14 protein-coding genes and 1 other annotated feature are annotated in these 15,886 nt (G+C 51.8%); of the genes, 3 read left to right on the top strand and 11 right to left on the bottom strand.

The window, feature by feature from the left end; all coding sequences use genetic code 11:
* Positions 1 to 38: 38 nt before the first annotated feature.
* The 9 genes from argJ to thrS all read right to left on the bottom strand — a co-directional run bounded on the left by argJ (position 39) and on the right by thrS (position 11,063).
* Positions 39 to 1,247, bottom strand: coding sequence for a bifunctional glutamate N-acetyltransferase/amino-acid acetyltransferase ArgJ (gene argJ / locus ACYC56_RS06310; protein ID WP_461373328.1), 1,209 nt, complete (start codon positions 1,245 to 1,247; stop codon positions 39 to 41).
* An 18-nt stretch (positions 1,248 to 1,265) separates the two neighbouring features.
* Positions 1,266 to 2,312, bottom strand: coding sequence for an N-acetyl-gamma-glutamyl-phosphate reductase (gene argC / locus ACYC56_RS06305; protein WP_461373327.1), 1,047 nt, complete (start codon positions 2,310 to 2,312; stop codon positions 1,266 to 1,268).
* 256 nt (positions 2,313 to 2,568) lie between these two features.
* Positions 2,569 to 3,606 carry a sugar phosphate nucleotidyltransferase gene (locus ACYC56_RS06300; RefSeq protein WP_461373326.1) on the bottom strand — a complete coding sequence of 346 codons (1,038 nt, stop codon included), beginning with the start codon at positions 3,604 to 3,606 and terminating at the stop codon, positions 2,569 to 2,571.
* A gap of 152 nt (positions 3,607 to 3,758) precedes the next feature.
* On the bottom strand, positions 3,759 to 6,173 hold the full coding sequence (gene pheT, locus ACYC56_RS06295; RefSeq protein ID WP_461373325.1) for a phenylalanine--tRNA ligase subunit beta: 2,415 nt from the start codon (positions 6,171 to 6,173) through the stop codon (positions 3,759 to 3,761).
* 14 nt (positions 6,174 to 6,187) lie between these two features.
* A complete protein-coding gene (pheS, locus tag ACYC56_RS06290; protein ID WP_461373330.1) occupies positions 6,188 to 7,243 on the bottom strand; it encodes a phenylalanine--tRNA ligase subunit alpha in 1,056 nt (351 codons plus the stop codon).
* 111 nt (positions 7,244 to 7,354) lie between these two features.
* Positions 7,355 to 7,578 (bottom strand) — a binding site (T-box leader).
* Between the two features lie 38 nt (positions 7,579 to 7,616).
* Entirely contained in the window at positions 7,617 to 7,976 is a 360-nt protein-coding gene (gene rplT / locus ACYC56_RS06285) for a 50S ribosomal protein L20 (RefSeq protein WP_461373324.1), read from the bottom strand.
* Between the two features lie 30 nt (positions 7,977 to 8,006).
* Entirely contained in the window at positions 8,007 to 8,201 is a 195-nt protein-coding gene (rpmI, locus tag ACYC56_RS06280; RefSeq protein ID WP_461373323.1) for a 50S ribosomal protein L35, read from the bottom strand.
* A gap of 138 nt (positions 8,202 to 8,339) precedes the next feature.
* Positions 8,340 to 8,867 carry a translation initiation factor IF-3 gene (gene infC / locus ACYC56_RS06275; RefSeq protein ID WP_461373329.1) on the bottom strand — a complete coding sequence of 176 codons (528 nt, stop codon included), beginning with the start codon at positions 8,865 to 8,867 and terminating at the stop codon, positions 8,340 to 8,342.
* Between the two features lie 243 nt (positions 8,868 to 9,110).
* Positions 9,111 to 11,063: a threonine--tRNA ligase gene (gene thrS / locus ACYC56_RS06270; RefSeq protein WP_461373322.1), complete on the bottom strand. Its 1,953-nt coding sequence runs from the start codon at positions 11,061 to 11,063 to the stop codon at positions 9,111 to 9,113.
* Positions 11,064 to 11,806: 743 nt separating this feature from the next.
* On the opposite strand from thrS, the gene ACYC56_RS06265 reads away from it, so the two are divergent.
* The 3 genes from ACYC56_RS06265 (at position 11,807) to ACYC56_RS06255 (ending at position 14,388) form a co-directional block, all read left to right on the top strand.
* Positions 11,807 to 12,607 carry a DUF2382 domain-containing protein gene (locus ACYC56_RS06265; protein ID WP_461373321.1) on the top strand — a complete coding sequence of 267 codons (801 nt, stop codon included), beginning with the start codon at positions 11,807 to 11,809 and terminating at the stop codon, positions 12,605 to 12,607.
* A gap of 183 nt (positions 12,608 to 12,790) precedes the next feature.
* A complete protein-coding gene (locus ACYC56_RS06260) occupies positions 12,791 to 13,945 on the top strand; it encodes a DUF362 domain-containing protein (protein WP_461373320.1) in 1,155 nt (384 codons plus the stop codon).
* Between the two features lie 59 nt (positions 13,946 to 14,004).
* The gene (locus tag ACYC56_RS06255) at positions 14,005 to 14,388 is read left to right on the top strand and encodes a molybdenum cofactor biosynthesis protein MoaE (RefSeq protein WP_461373319.1); all 384 of its coding nucleotides are present in this window, start codon (positions 14,005 to 14,007) and stop codon (positions 14,386 to 14,388) included.
* A 49-nt stretch (positions 14,389 to 14,437) separates the two neighbouring features.
* On the opposite strand, the gene ACYC56_RS06250 is transcribed toward ACYC56_RS06255, so the two are convergent.
* Positions 14,438 to 14,725: a hypothetical protein gene (locus ACYC56_RS06250; protein WP_461373318.1), complete on the bottom strand. Its 288-nt coding sequence runs from the start codon at positions 14,723 to 14,725 to the stop codon at positions 14,438 to 14,440.
* 37 nt (positions 14,726 to 14,762) lie between these two features.
* Entirely contained in the window at positions 14,763 to 15,677 is a 915-nt protein-coding gene (locus ACYC56_RS06245; RefSeq protein WP_461373317.1) for a DUF4350 domain-containing protein, read from the bottom strand.
* Between the last annotated feature and the right edge of the window lie 209 nt (positions 15,678 to 15,886).

Genomic DNA, 15,886 nt, shown 5'->3' with positions numbered 1-15,886 from the left:
GTGTGCTCCTGCTATATCCTTTATTTATAATCAAGTTCTTAGTTATAATCCGCGTTTATCTTTACGTAGTCGTAACTGAAATCGCAGGTCCAAACGCGGGATGTCGCTTCGCCGATTTTCAGGTCGACGGTGACTTTTATATCTTTCTCTTTTAAAAACTCCTGCACCTTAGCCGTATCGTAAGTAATTGGATGGCCGTTTTCGACCAGCTTTTCGTCGCCGTAGAAGACATCGACTTTGGACTGATCCATCGTTACGGACGAGTAGCCGACGGCGCAAACGATTCTGCCCCAGTTTGCATCCTGACCGAAAAATGCGGTCTTCACCAGGTTTGAGTTTGCGATAGCTTTTGCGGCTTTCTTGGCATCAGCATCGTCTGCGGCGCCCCGCACCTCGACCTCGATAAACTTGGTCGCGCCCTCGCCGTCCCGCACGATAAGCTTGGCCAGCGCAATACAGACTTCGTTGAGGGCTTCCTGGAAGAGCCCGCTATTATGCGATGTGATCTCAGCGCCCGACGCCCCATTGGCCAGGATCGCTACCGTATCGTTTGTGCTGGTATCGCCATCAACGGTTATCGCATGAAACGATTTGTCGACCGCTTTTTTAAGTGCATCCATCAACATCTCCGGGGATATTTGGGCGTCTGTCGTAATGATAGCGAGCATCGTCGCCATGTTCGGCTCTATCATCCCCGAACCCTTGGATGCGCCGCCGATTCTGACTTCAGAGCCCTCGATATCAAACGAGACGGCGTACTCCTTTGAGAAGGTATCGGTGGTCATTATCGCCCGGGCGGCATCGCTGCCTCCATCCGGCGACAGTGTGTCGACCGCCGCCTGTATCCCGTTCGCGACTTTGTGCATCGGGAGCGGCACACCGATTATGCCCGTCGACATGACGATTATATCTTCTGTCTTAGCAGCCATAGCTGAGGCCGTAAGCCCGGCCATGTGCGACGCGTTCTTTTCGCCCGCCTCTCCGGTGCAGGCATTAGCGTTTCCGCTGTTGATGACAATCGCCTGCGCCTTACCATCCGCGATATGCGCCTTGCTCACATGGACCGGCGCTGCGGATGCCTTGTTGGTTGTAAAAACCGCCGCGACACTTGCGATTGTGTCGGATGCAACCACGGCCACATCCTTGTTGCCGCTCTGCTTTATATTGCAGGCAACCCCCGCCGCTTTAAATCCCTTCGGCGCAGTTATCCCGCCATTCATCTGTTTTATCTCATATGTTTTATTCATGTTATTTATCCTTTGCACTTAAGGCATTAATCCTGCATACCTCAATCCCATATCCTGCGGCAGCCCTAGCATGATGTTCATGTTCTGGACTGCTTGGCCGGATGCGCCTTTTACCAGGTTGTCTATGGCTGAGATTGCGATTATCCTGTTGGTTCGCTCGTCATGGGCGAGACCGATTTGGCAGTAGTTCGAGCCCATGACGCTCTTGGTTTGCGGGTATTGCCCTTTCGGCAAAATCACCACGAAGGGTTTATCCTTATAGAATGACCTATAGAGGTCGAGCACCTCATCAAGGTTTACGGTGGCGGCCGCTTCCGCATAGGCCGTCGTCAAAATCCCGCGGCTTATCGGCATTAGGTGAGGCGTGAATGAGATGGTTATCGCCTCGCCCGAGACATCCGACAGGTACTGCTCGATTTCAGGCGTATGCTGGTGCTCGCCGCCGACCTTGTAGGCGGTAAGACTCTCGTCGACCGTGCAAAAATGCGTGCCCGGCTTGGGGTCTCGCCCGGCGCCGGATACACCGCTTAACGAATCTACGATAATCCCTCCGGTCTTGACGAGCTTCTCTGAAAGAAGCGGGGCCAATGCGAGCAACGCGCTGGTCGGATAGCATCCCGGGTTTGAGATGAAGTCCGCTTCCTTGATTTTCTGCTCGTATAATTCAGGAAGGCCGTAGACGGCTTTCCCGATCAACTCCGGGTTTGTGTGCTTTGTTTTATACCAGGATTCGTATACCGCGACATCAGAGAGCCGGAAATCGCCGCTTAAATCGATTACTTTGTGCCCGGCGGCGAGCAGCTCGGGCGCGACTTCCATGGCCTTTCCGTGTGGGAGCGCCAGGAAGAACAGATCGGCTTTTTTGCTCGCCGCATCTAAATCGTATGCCTCGTATACCGCATCGCTTATCCCGGTAAGCTGAGGATAAAGATCCTGTACCGCGGTGCCCTGATATTGGTTCGCGGTTATGTACTCGATCGACATTTCCGGATGCACTGTAGCCAGCCTGATAAGCTCCGCCCCCGTGTATCCCGATGCCCCGATTATACCGACCTTTACTGCCATGACCGCTCCTTTCTCTCGATGTCAGTTAAAAGCATATAATATACCGAATGATAGCATAATCGGCGTAATTTATGCAACACTAAACCATATATTTTCGATTAATTTTAAAAATTATTTGTATAAATAAGGAAGATTATGCGCTTGCTCACAATAATTCGGGTTATTTGCCCGGAATAGAAGCAAGATTCGTAAATCGAAGGTTGAAAAGCCGATATTATGGGTCTTATTCTAAATTCTGGCTTCTGGCTTCTGGCTCCTAAAGATTGAACATGGGCTCTGCAACCCCGCCGTGCAATATCGTCCTTCTCACCTTTTGGGCCGATGGAATACTCTGGTCGCAGGCGATTACCGAGCTTTCAACAAGGGCGCTGCCCCCGATATGGCACTTGTCCCAAACGATACTGTTAGAGATCTCGACTTTCGGCCCTATAGTCGAGCCCTCGCCGATGATCGCGTAAGGGCCGATTTTAGCGCCGCGCTCGATGCTTACGTTTTTTCCGATGATCGCCGGCTCCTCTATCTGAACGGTCAGATCGATTTCGGCGGACTCGTTTATCCATAAGTTGTCCCCGACAAGACGACCGTCGATGGGTATCCTGGTCTTACCGCTTATGGCGTCCTTGTTGGCCTGGATATAGCGCTCTATCCGGCCGATATCCGCCCAGTAGCCATCCGCGAAATGCGTGTAAAGCAACCCCTGGTCGGCGAGTGGTATCAACACGGACTCAAGCAGGCTTGAATATCCTTGCGGTATCATATCGACGACAGACGGCTCGAATATCGCTATACCCGAGTAGACGCCGGTTTTAACCTGATCGTCGGGTACTTTATGAAGGAGTATCCTGCCGTCAGGGCTCACGCCGATCTCCTGAAAATCCGGGTCCTCGGGGGGATTTACCATTACGAGCGTGGCTTGCGCGCCGCTGTTTTCGTGGGCTTCAATCGCGCCGGCCAGGTCGATGTCGGTGACGATATCGGTGTTCATAAGGATAAACCTGTCACCGGCAAGAAGTCGCGCTATTTTACGCATGGCCCCCGCGGTACCCAAAAGCTCTTCTTCCATCGAGTAATGAACACGCATCTTCCACCGGCTTCCGCCGCCCACAAGGTCTTTGACTTCATCGGGAAAGGAATGCAGGTTAACAAACGCTTCCTCCACCCCGTGGGGTTGCAAAAGCTCCAGCAGCCTGACAATAGACGGCCGGTTTGCAATGGGCATCAGGGCTTTCGGTTTTGTGAGGGTCAGCGGTCTTAGTCTCTCCCCAAGACCCGCCGCAAGTAGAAAAGCTCGCATATCGCGTTAAGTATACACCGTAAGAGGAGCGGTATGTAGTGTTTACTAAAGGTTATTTAAAAGGGATTTATTGGAGGATCAACAACCGGGGATGTGGGTCTAAATGAGAGAGGGGAGCCAGGATTCTGGCTCCCGGCTTCCCAAAGATTTTTTTACGCTCGCACCTCGGCTCCAAGCTCTTTGTTGAGTTTCTCTATTATGCGGTCCTGAGCATCCAGAGCTTCCTGGTCGGTCAGCGTGCGGTCGGGTGCGCTGAAGAGCATCGAGTAGGCCATACTTTTTTTACCTTCCGGAATGCCCTTGCCCGTATAGAGGTCGAACAGCCTCACCTGTTTAAGCAATGAGCCGCCCGCCGACTTTATTACATCGAGTACCCGGTCATTTGAAACCGCGTCGTCGACGAGAATCGCCAAATCGAGCGATATGCCCGGATATTTTGGAATTTCGGTAAATCCCTTAAACGTGCTGGCTTTATCGATGAGCTTATTAAGGTTAAGCTCGGCTACATACGCCCTCGGTATATCGTAGGCCGCTTGCACATCCGGATGGATTTCGCCGAAGAAACCGATGGAGTCGTCGCCGATAAGAAGCTCGGCGCTCCGTCCCGGATGAAGGACCGGGTGTGTGAACTGACGTACCGACCAATTCTCTACGTCGACGTCGACCTCATCCAAAACCGTCTCGATAACGCCCTTGAGGTCGAAGAAGTCGATACTGCGCGCCTTCTCGTACCATTCGTCCGGTATCCAGGCGCCGGTCATGGCGATACTTACCATTGTCTCCTCATCCGGCAGCTCTTTGCCTTGTTCGTGCCAGAAGATATGGCCGACCTCATATATCTGTACGTCGTATTGCTCCCGGTTGACGTTATATTTAAGCACTTTTAGTAAATTGCTGATGAGGGTCGTTCTCATCACCGAAACTTCTTCGCTGAGCGGGTTCATCAGGTGAACAAACCAGCGCATGGGGTCGCCTTCCGGAACTTGCAACTTGTCCACATCATGCGGGTCGGTGAAGCTATACGTTATTACTTCCGACAGCCCCGCCGCCACCAGGCGTAACTTTATCGACTCGGCGATCTTCTGCCTCAGGCTTAATCCACCCTGCTTGTTGCCGCTCTCGGGGAGCGTCGATTCGATATTATTATAGCCGTAAATCCTGGCGACTTCTTCGATAAGGTCGATCTCGCGCTCGAGGTCGGGCCTGAACGTCGGAACGCTCACCCACATCTCGGCTGTCCTATCTATCACCTCAGGCGTAAACTCAAGTCGCCTGCAAATCTTCGATATCTCATCGACGCCCAGTTTGGTGCCTAAGATAGCGTTTACCCTATCCGTCCTCAGCGGTAGTCTCTTGGCTACTATCGCACGCGGATAGACATCGATAACACCTCTATCTACGATGCCGCCTGCCAGGTCTTCCATAAATTTTGACGCGCGGTCGGCGGCGTATACGGTACCGTTGGGGTCTATTCCCTTTTCGAAGCGCGCAGATGATTCGGAGAGCAGGCCGAGGCTCCGCGACGTCCTCATTATCGACGTCGGCTCGAAGTATGCGGATTCGAGAAGAATATCTTTGGTCTCATCCGATACCTCGGTGTTCTCGCCGCCCATAACACCGGCTAGGGCGACCGGCCTGTCGGCATCGGCGATAACCAGCATGCTATCGTCGAGTTCGCGCACGACGCCGTCCAGCGTCTGCATGTGCTCGCCGTTTTTTGGCCGGCGGACGATGATCTTGTGCCCGTGAAGCGTATTAAAATCAAATGCGTGTAACGGTTGACCCGTTTCAAGCATCACATAGTTGGTAATATCGACGATATTGTTGATCGGGCGCATGCCTGCCTTTTGCAGGCGCTCCTGCATCCAGGTCGGACTGGGACCGACTTTCACGTTGCGGATAATCCGTGCCGAGTATCTCGGGCAGAGATCGGGGTCAAGGATTTCCACGCTCGCCACATCCGATGCCTTTTCTGTCGATTCCGTTACCGTTACCTGCGGCTTATGCATCGTGCGCTCGGTGACCGCGCCGACTTCACGCGCCATGCCGATCATAGAAAGACAGTCCGGCCGGTTTGGCGTTACCTCGAGTTCGAGAACCGTATCATCCAACCCCAACGCCTCAGCCAGGGGCTTTCCTACCTCAACGTCATCAGGAAGAATGTAAATACCGCCGTGATCCGCCCCCATCCCGAGTTCGGCCCGCGATGCGAGCATGCCGTATGAGGTAACACCCCTCAACTTGGCGGGCTTGATCACTAAGCCGTTCGGAAGATGCGCGCCTATTAACGCGACCGGTACCTTATCGCCGGGTTTGATGTTCTTTGCGCCGCACACTATTTGCAGCGTTTCCGGTTGGCCGATGCTCACCGTAGTAACGCTGAGCTTATCCGCATCCGGATGCGGCTTTACGTCGAGCAGCAAACCGACTCTAACATTATCGAGCCCTTCTCCCAGGGTTTTTATGCTCTCAACAGCTGTTCCCGTTAAGTTAAGCAGCTCGGCGAGTTCCTCGGGGCTTAGCTCGATATCTATATAATCTTTCAACCAATTTATTGGAACTAACATGCTCTAACCTCCTCCTAAAACTGCTTAACAAACCTCATGTCGTTTTCGTAGAACATCCGGATATCCGGGATGCCGTACATGAGGGACACTATGCGCTCTACGCCCATGCCAAAAGCGAAACCGCTTACTTCTTCGGGGTTGTAGCCGACTTCGATGAGGACGTTGGGGTCGACCATACCGGCCCCCAGCACCTCGAGCCAGCCGCCGCCGCAGAGCCTGCAGCCCGTTCCGCTGCAAATCCCACATGATATGTCGATCTCTGCGCTTGGCTCGGTGAACGGGAAGAAGTGCGGGCGCAGCCTGATTTTTCGATCGTTACCGAACATCTGCCGGGTGAACTCCTCGAGCGTGCCTTTAAGGTCGCCGAAGGTAATATGCTTATCCACCGCCAGCCCCTCTATCTGATGAAACATCGGGGTGTGGCTGGGGTCGGCGACATCTCGTCTAAACGCCCTACCGGGGGCGATAATATAGACCGGGGGCTCCTGGGATTTCATTACCCTTATCTGAACAGGTGAAGTATGCGTACGCAGCACGATGTCGTCATCCGCCGGTTGGACGCTGTGTTTCTTGATATAGAATGTATCCTGCAGCGTTCGTGCCGGATGGTCGGCAGGTGTGTTGAGGGCTTTGAAGTTGTAGTAGTCGAGTTCGATTTCTGGGCCCTCCGCCACTCTGTAGCCTAAACCGATGAAAATATCGGTAATCTGCCTGATCGCCTGCGATATCAAGTGCCTGTGGCCGTAGACGGATTCGCGCCCCGGAAGCGTTATGTCGATTGCTTCGGTCGCCAGGCGCCCGGCGACTTCAGCCCTTGTGAACTGCTCGTGCTTGGCTGCAATGTCGCTCTCGAGTTTTTGTCTGACCTCGTTTGCGACTTTTCCGGTTTCTTTTCGCTCTTCGGCAGAGAGCTGTCCTAGAGTTTTTAGCACCGCCGTGACCTTGCCTTTTTTACCAAGGTACTCGACCCGGACATCGTCAAGCTCTTTCAAGTTGGAGGCCTGTGAGACTGCGGCCTCCCCTTCTTTTAGTATAGTTTGCAGATCTGCCTGGGATGACACGTTATTCATCACCTTCCCTCATTTTATCTCTATGCTATTTAGACTGTTGCACTAGTGAAAGTTTCGCTAACCTGGCTTCTTATTCCCCTATTTTTGGATAGAAAAAAGTCCTTCCTCGCATATAAGGACGAGAAAGGACCCGCGGTACCACCTTGATTCAGGCCGCTTACGCTGTAAACCGCCTGCTCTTGTATCCCGGTAACGGTGGGATTCCGAATCGCCTACTTACCTTTCAGCTCATAGCTCCGGAGTGAATTTCGCCGGATCATCCTCTGCGCATCTCAGCGACCGCGCTTCTCTGTAAAGAACAACCCCCGGCTACTCGTCTCCGTCATAGCCTTATATTTTATTTCTCTTAAAAACCCTGGTCCCTTGACCCTGATTAAACTGTAAGTTTTTCTTTTGCAAGCGTTGCGATCTCTGCAAAAGCTTCCGGGTCGTGAACCGCCATATCGGCGAGGATTTTTCTATCGACCTCGATTTCGGCCAGCTTAAGACCGTTTATCAGGCGGCTGTATGAAAGGCCGTTAAGCCTTGCGCCCGCATTAATTCTTGCAATCCAGAGCTGTCTAAAGTCGCGTTTTTTGGCTTTCCTGTCCCTATATGCATACGATAGGGAGTGGAGCACCTGCTCGTTCGCAGCCCTAAATTGTTTACTTTTCGCGCCGCGATATCCCTTTGCCAGCCCTAATACCTTTTTATGCCGCTTTCTTGTGCTTTTCGCATGTCTTGTTCTTGGCATTAGCTGTCAACTCCTTTACAACAAAATTGCTTACATCCCCATCATGCGTTTGAGATTTTTCTCATTCGTCGTGTCAACTATATCGTCTTTGCGCAGATGCCGTTTGCGCTTGGTAGTCTTCTTACTAAGAATATGGCTCGTATAAGCATGCTTATATTTTAGCTTACCCGTACCAGTAACCTTGAAGCGTTTTGCCGCTCCGCGGTGAGTTTTCATCTTCGGCATAACTTGCTCCTTTCCAGCTTGCACTTTGTAGGTTGCCATTATGACAACAACCTCACCTGGCCCCAGACATAGCAGCTGTTTGGGACAATAATTCAAGCATTTATAGTAATATAGTGATTATCTGGGCTGCGGTTTCCCTTATTCGGGCACAACTACCTTCACTATCGGGGCCAATACCATTATCATATTTCGCCCGTCCAGCTTCGGGTATGCTTCGATCTTACCCAGTTCACTTACTTCTTCAGCAATCCGATCGAGAAGCTTCCTGCCAAGGTCTGTGTGGGCCATCTCGCGGCCCCTGAACATTATGGTTACCTTGACCTTTGCGCCATCCTCAAGAAAACGCACGATGTGTTTTTTCTTGACCTCGTAATCATGCCTGTCGATCTTCGGGCGGAGTTTCATCTCCTTGAGTATCATCGTCGCGGAGTGCCTCTTTGCCCTCTTCATCTTTTGGGTCTGCTCGTACCTGTATTTGCCGTAATCCATAATCCTGCAGACCGGCGGGTCGGCTTGTGGAGCAACCTCCACTAGATCCAAGCCCACGTCATAGGCGATTCTCAGAGCTTCGTCAGTCGGTTTAATACCTAGCTGAGTCCCATCATCTGAGATAAGACGAACCCTGGGGGTCCGAATTTTCTCGTTTACTCGCGCATCTGTTGCGATGCTTTACCACCTCCTTGGTTATTAAATTAAATAAACTATCACGAAAAAAGGTAGACAGCAGTTGCCGCCCACCTTATGTGGTTCATTGTCAAACCCGTTCGACTGCTAAAAGCATCTCGGGGTGAGAAGCAACTCAATGACTTCTTCTTTCCAATATTTGATTTCGGCGTAACGACTACGCCTATTAATATCTACGTAAGTATACTATGTTATCTTTTATATTGTCTAGCAGGATTTTAGTGCTTACGTTTGTTCTTCTCCTCCATCGGCGGCCTTTATCGACGACTCTACCTCCGGCGGCTGCATGGCCGTCTTTAACTCTGCGATAAACACGTCCAGTGCAACGGGGCCGCGGTTTCCGGTACGGTCGCGAACGGCAACCTGGTTGTTCTCGGCCTCTTTGTCACCGACCACAAGCATGTAGGGTACTTTCATAAGCTGCGCGTCCCGTATTTTCTTGTTGACGGATTCCGTGCGCAAGTCGACCCGCACCCTCGCATCGATATCCCTTAGCTTCTCTGCCACAGCCTGTGCGTAATCGTTGTGGCGGTCGGCTATCGGCAGGACGACGACCTGATCGGGGGCTATCCAGACCGGGAAAGCGCCGGCGTAGTGCTCGATAAGCACGCCGATAAAACGCTCGAGTGACCCCAAAATCGCCCTGTGGATCATAATCGGGCGGTGCTCCTGATTGTCGGCGCCGACATAGGTGACGTCGAACCTATCGGGAAGGTTGAAGTCGACCTGGATGGTCGTGCACTGCCAGCTTCTGCCCAGCGCATCGCGTATTTTTACGTCGATCTTCGGACCGTAGAAGACGCCTTCGCCCGGATCTATCTCATAAGCGAGACCCGCTTTCTCGAGAGCTGAGCGCAGCGCGTTTGTCGCCGTGTCCCAGTTATCCTGCTCGCCCACGAACTTCTCGGGTTGAGTCGAGAGATAGACGTCATACTCTTCAAAACCGAACTTACGCAGCATGTAGAGCATGAGGTCGATAACCGAGAGTATCTCGCCCTCGATTTGCTCGGGCGTGCAGAATATATGCGCGTCATCCTGGGTAAATCCGCGAACCCTCATCAACCCGTGAAGAACACCGCTTCTCTCAAAGCGGTAGACCGTGCCAAGCTCGGCCCAGCGCAGGGGCAGCTCACGGTAGCTTCTCTTATGGCTCTTATATATCTTGATATGGCCCGGACAGTTCATCGGCTTTACGACATAGTCCGTACCTTCGACCTCCATCTCGGAGAACATGCTCTCGCGGTAAAAATCCCAGTGGCCGCTCGTGCGCCATAAGTCGACCTTGGCGATATGAGGCGTCATGAGGAGTTCATAACCCCGCTTAATATGCTCGTTTTTCCAGAAATCTTCGATGACCTTTCTTAAAATCGCGCCCTTGGGGTGCCAGAGCGGCAACCCCGCACCGAACTCGTCATCGATGGTGAAAAGGTCGAGTTCGCGGCCAAGCTTTCTGTGATCGCGTTTCTCGGCTTCCTCGAGTTTTTCGATGTGCTCTTTAAGCGCGTCTTTAGAAGCAAACGCCGTGCCGTAAATCCTCTGGAGCATCGGACGGGTCTCGTCACCCCTCCAGTATGCACCGGCGACGCTTAAGAGCTTGAACGCTTTGATCCTGCCGGTCGATGGGACATGCGGGCCGCGACAGAGATCGACAAACTCTCCGTCCCGGTAGATGCTGATCGTCTCATCCTCTAAACCCTCGATAAGTTCGAGCTTGAACGGCTGGTCTTTGAATATCTCGCGCGCTTCGTCCTTACTTATGGCCTGGCGCTCGAAGGGATAGTTCTCGGCGATAATCTTTTTCATCTCGGCTTCGATTTTCGGAAGGTCGTCGACTGAGATGCGCTCTGTAAGGCCGAGGTCGTAATAGAACCCGCCTTCGATGGTCGGGCCGATGCCAAGCTTGGTGCCTGGATATAGACGGCTGACCGCCTGCGCCATTACGTGCGAAGTGCTGTGCCGCAGAATATCAACGCCTTGCTCCATGTGATCGGTTACAATGGAAACGGTGTCTCCCTCGTTCAATTTCGTGCTCAAATCAACCAGGTTGTCATTGACGACGGCCGCCACCGAAGCCTTTTGCAACCGCGGCCCGATTATCCCAGCAAGGTCATAGGCCGTGCCCCCCCGGTCAAGCTCGATTTTCGCCCCATCCGGCAGCGTAACAGTGATCTTTTCCATCTATACCTCCGTAGTGTCGTGGTGATTGTTCTGTTTGTGATAATAGCGCTGCTTCACTATCAATCATATAAGTGCCCTCTCCTGGGAAGAAGTCAGAATCCAGGATAAAACCAAAAAACCCACTTTCTAGACCCCACTAATTCGTAATTCGACATTCGCAATTCGAAATTCCTCTAGCTCCCCAAACAAAAAAAGCCCTGTCGCAAGGGACGAAGGCTTTCGTGGTTCCACCCTAGTTGTAATCGGCGCGGGCTTACCCGGCGCCGGTTACCACTTTTTGCCCCTGTATCGGTGGGCATCCGGGCGATTTATCCGGGAGCTACGTTTAAAAGTAGCATCGGTTTTCATCACCTGCTCAGGGGCGGTACCATCTGCCTTAGCTCAAGCGGGCTTTCAGCCTCGACCCGCCTCTCTTTCTAAGCCTTGGGCACATTCTTCCCCATCATCACACATGCTATGTGTAAACTTACGACAGACTTTATTCAGGTCTATAAGAGCTAAATAATGTCTTAGTAATGCTATCGAAATTCTATCGTAACATGGGTACGGTGTAAACACGGTGCGCGGATAAAACGCTGTTCACGGCCAGTTCAAATCCCGCCTCTTATCCACACTAAACAATTTGTGAGACTGCATAATGCCTGGTTAAAATCATATCCGCAGCTATATGCTCTCGTTTCGTATGGGTTTAAGCGGGTATTTTAAAGCTTGCGCGATTAAATAAATTAAAGGAGGTAAGGACTATGGGATTCAAACGCTTTGGCGATCTGGGCGGCGAATATGAGGTAGAGCCCAAATCTAAAGATGTTATCGGATTTGACGTCTTTGATAGCGATGGAAACAAAATCGGCGTGGTAGAAGATCTTCTGGTTAATACCGATAACGATGCTATTAACTACGCTCTTGTTGGACAGGGCTGGTTTGCATCCATATTTGGCGACAAAGACATAATCGTACCGCTTCGAAAAATGGACATCGATGATGCGGACAGGTCGGTGCACCTGGATATGACCCAGGACCAGCTCAAGAACTTCCCTGCTTACAACACGCTTGACGACCCCGACCTGATGCAAAAAGTAGACGCATTCTGGGGCGGAACGATGTATCAAAGGCCGATCGAAGGCAGGGAAAGGTTCGGCCGTCCGATAACCATCCCAATCACCGAAGAGAAGGCTAAAGTACAAAAGGAGATGGAAAAAACCGGCGAAGTCAAAGTCACCATGGAAGAAGAGGTGACCCGTCAGCCGATCAGCGAGGAAGTACGGGGCGAGAAAGTAGAGGTTGAAAGGCATAAGATACCAGAGCAACCGTTAACCGAGTATGAAAAAACACACAAGGCCCGTGAGATCCAGCCTGGCGAGACCATCTCCGTACCGGTAACCGAAGAGAGAATCAGAGTAACAAAAGAGCCGGTTGTCGTAGAAGAGATTACGCTCCGCAAAGTACCGACCGAACGCAGAGTTACGGCGGAAGAAGAGCTGCATAAAGAGCATATCGAAGTTAAAGAAGAGAAACCGGCAAGGGGCGAAGAACCGGCCGCTTAAAACTTACATACATTCGATGCTATATTGAAAGCCCTGCTGAAATCAGCAGGGCTTTTTCTGTTGCTATGAACTCCTCGTTGTTGAGAAATACTCTCGACAGTTATAAAGTATGGTAAACGTCACTCGCGCTTGCGCGAACGACTTTTATCGCAGAACATATCGAAAGACTATCAGAGGAACTATATGGAACAACGCGAACATCCAATCGTATCATTATCCAGCTGCAAGACTTATAACAAAGATGAGGTCGACAAGGCGCTCATCCAGGTACTTGAGCCACTCGGCGGAATTAAAACCTACGTCAAGCCCGGCGACAAAGTGCTCTTAAAGGTGAACCTGCTGCGAAGCGCAGAGCCCGATAAGGCCGTTACCACCCATCCGGCGCTCATAGAGGCCGTCATCGGCGCTGTACGGGAAGCGGGCGGTATCCCAACCGTAGGTGATAGCCCCGGCGGTCCCAATACGCCAAAGATGATCAAAAAGATCCTTGAGACCACCCAGCTTGGCGACCTCTGTAAACAAACCGGTACCGACCTCGTGATATTCGACCGCGATATCGTCAGGGTCAAGTGCCCCGACGGCAAGCTCTACACCAACCTTACCATCGGCAGGGCCGTGCGGGATGCGGATATCGTCATAACGCTGCCCAAGCTTAAAACACACAGCTTCATGAAGTTTACCGGCGCCGTCAAAGTGCTCTTCGGCGTCATCCCCGGCATGGAGAAGATGCAATACCACCTTAAGGTTCCCGATAGGATGGATTTTGCGGATATGCTCCTGGATATTTACCTTGCGGTGAAACCGGCCCTCTCGATCATGGATGCGGTTGTCGGCATGGAGGGCGAAGGGCCTTCCGGCGGTGACCCCAAACACATCGGAGCACTGCTGGCCGCAACCGATTCGGTCGCGCTCGATTTTGTAGCTTCCACCCTCATCGGATTGGACCCGTTGGAAGTATACACGAACCGCGCCGCTGTCGCCCGGGGTTTAATTAACGGGATGGATGCAGTAGAGGTAACAGGTGTACCGCTTGCAGATATCTTACTTAAGGATTTTAAAGCGCCCGAGGGCGAACTGTCGGATAGGATGCCCGGGTGGCTCGTAAAATCGCTCAAGGGTATCGCCACTTCTAAACCGTACCTTGCTTTACCGAACCTCTGTACCGGCTGCGGGACGTGCAAACAAAGCTGCCCGGGTAAGGCGATTACCATTAAGGACAAACATCCGCAATTTGATTATGATAAGTGCATCCGGTGCTACTGCTGCGAGGAACTGTGCCTCGAGCTTGCGGTCAAGCGCAAGAATCACTGGATAGCCAGGCCTTTCGTTAAAAACTAGTACGAGATTAATTTGCGAATCGAGAGAACACGCAAGAAATTAAGATAGAGGAGAACACCATGGAGTTAATAACCGAAGAACCGATAATCCCCGAAGAGATGTTTACAAAGATAGAGACAGTGGGCTCCGGCTCGTTGCTGTTTCATTACGCGGTGGTAAAAGGCCTTGCCGAGGACAAACCCACCGAAGGAATTCGCTTCTTTAACGGGGGCGGCGCCGATGTAGAACTCGCCTTAATCGTCAAAGACATGCGCAACCAGTGGAATATTGACGATGTGCTGCTTGTACGGCGACTTGGCACACTCACGGTTGGAGATATCATCTCGCTCGTCGGGGTAAGCGCGACCAGAAGTAACGACGCGTTCGAGGCGTGTCTCTTTGGGCTTGAGCGCCTTAAAAACATGGCGTCGATAAATAAGCGAGAGCTCTACCTCGAGACGTAGAGCTACGAACCGGCTGCTTGTTCGTTTTTATAGGCATCAACGATGGCGCTTACGCAGCGTGCGCTTTTCGATTGACCATGATTGCGAGCTGGCCGGCGGCCGACTTAAGGATTCCCATCTGAGTTTCCCTCGCCATCTCGGGCTCGTTATCCCCGACTCTTCGCGAGGTCGGGATTATGCCGAGACGCCCGACATTCGGCCATTTTGCCTTCGCTTCTTTTAGAAGCCCCTCATACCGGTCGATGTAGGTGTTCAAGGTAGTGGGATCATGCTCGTTTCTAAGGTCTTCGTTGAGCTTGTTAATCTCATCAATCAACTGTTTGTTTTCCATAACCATTGGTAATAATTCACCCCGTGAGGTTTATTCCCCTAAACTATCGTTTTGACGCATCAAACCAGGCTATGATGTTTTTGCAAAGGATACGGTTACCGGCCATATCCATGGTTTTATTATCAAACACCGCGTCGTCACCTATGACGACCACCCTTCCCTTGCCAAGCTCAGCAGCCCCAACGATACCATATGAGCCGGCGGGCTCCTGCTGGTCGTACTGGTCATCGGGATTTATATCGGCCCATGCGTCTTTAGCAGTAGCGACAACAATCCTCGCGTTCTGGGCAGTCGGGTTAAGCGCCCATGATTTTCTTACGGCGACACTGGCAACGCCTGCGGTCAACGGGTCGTTGATTACGGTAGTTGCAACCAGGTTTTTCGGTGAATCGTCGAAGATATCGTGACTTTGAGCGATTACCGAACTTGAGAGCTGAAAACCAAGACGCTGTGCAAGCGGGTAACAAACATCGGCGATATGAAGTGTCAGCAAGATATCCCCACCCCCGCTTACGAATTTTGCCAGTACTTCAGACTCTTGCTGGGTAAACACATCCATAGGTCCGATGATAGCCACCACATCGACATCTTTTAACGTGGCCTCGGTAAGTGCGCTTTTATTCTTTCGCATAGCGTAGCCGTGCCTGATAAACGCATCGCGTGCCTGCGAGTAGCCAAGGGGTTTTACATCATCGGGGTTGAATATCTCTTTATGCCCGAGATCGAAAAGCAAGACCTTGCCCGGTGGAAGCGTTTCTTCTTTTGACGGTTGGGATGTGTTCATATACGCCGAAGCCGGGCGCGACTGCTGGTTCTGGAATGCCGACGGTGAGGTTCGCGTAACGGCCTTGTTTTGCAGTGCCTGACCGCCGCCGTTATCACCGGCACTATTACTACAGCCGGTGATGACCAACGCCAAGGCAACCGCGGCTACCATTACTTTTATTGAAGCCTTCACTTTTGCCCCTTTCCTTTACATGCGTTACTCTGCGTGTAAGCTTCTCCCATTATTACACAGCAACCAACCGAGGACAAAAACCAATAGATCTGACGTTTTGCTTTAAACAAAGCCGGCATTTGGGTACATCTGATAGGATGTGTTCAGTGAGGTTATCATGTAGTTCAAGCGCATATATGAGCCTGCCTCTTACCGAGGCGATTAGAAGA

The organism is Candidatus Aquicultor sp., from assembly GCF_054640775.1.
The sequence above is the reverse complement of the archived record's forward strand: the minus strand, read 5'-3'. Positions and strand labels throughout refer to the sequence as shown.

Coding starts and splice junctions, on each gene's coding strand:
- argJ (WP_461373328.1), bottom strand. CDS start 1,247: ATGAATAAAACATATGAGATAAAACAGATGAATGGCGGGATAACTGCG.
- ACYC56_RS06255 (WP_461373319.1), top strand. CDS start 14,005: ATGGAGTTAATAACCGAAGAACCGATAATCCCCGAAGAGATGTTTACA.
- thrS (WP_461373322.1), bottom strand. CDS start 11,063: ATGGAAAAGATCACTGTTACGCTGCCGGATGGGGCGAAAATCGAGCTT.
- rpmI (WP_461373323.1), bottom strand. CDS start 8,201: ATGCCGAAGATGAAAACTCACCGCGGAGCGGCAAAACGCTTCAAGGTT.
- ACYC56_RS06265 (WP_461373321.1), top strand. CDS start 11,807: ATGGGATTCAAACGCTTTGGCGATCTGGGCGGCGAATATGAGGTAGAG.
- argC (WP_461373327.1), bottom strand. CDS start 2,312: ATGGCAGTAAAGGTCGGTATAATCGGGGCATCGGGATACACGGGGGCG.
- pheT (WP_461373325.1), bottom strand. CDS start 6,173: ATGTTAGTTCCAATAAATTGGTTGAAAGATTATATAGATATCGAGCTA.
- pheS (WP_461373330.1), bottom strand. CDS start 7,243: ATGAATAACGTGTCATCCCAGGCAGATCTGCAAACTATACTAAAAGAA.
- ACYC56_RS06260 (WP_461373320.1), top strand. CDS start 12,791: ATGGAACAACGCGAACATCCAATCGTATCATTATCCAGCTGCAAGACT.
- ACYC56_RS06250 (WP_461373318.1), bottom strand. CDS start 14,725: ATGGTTATGGAAAACAAACAGTTGATTGATGAGATTAACAAGCTCAAC.
- ACYC56_RS06300 (WP_461373326.1), bottom strand. CDS start 3,606: ATGCGAGCTTTTCTACTTGCGGCGGGTCTTGGGGAGAGACTAAGACCG.
- rplT (WP_461373324.1), bottom strand. CDS start 7,976: ATGCCAAGAACAAGACATGCGAAAAGCACAAGAAAGCGGCATAAAAAG.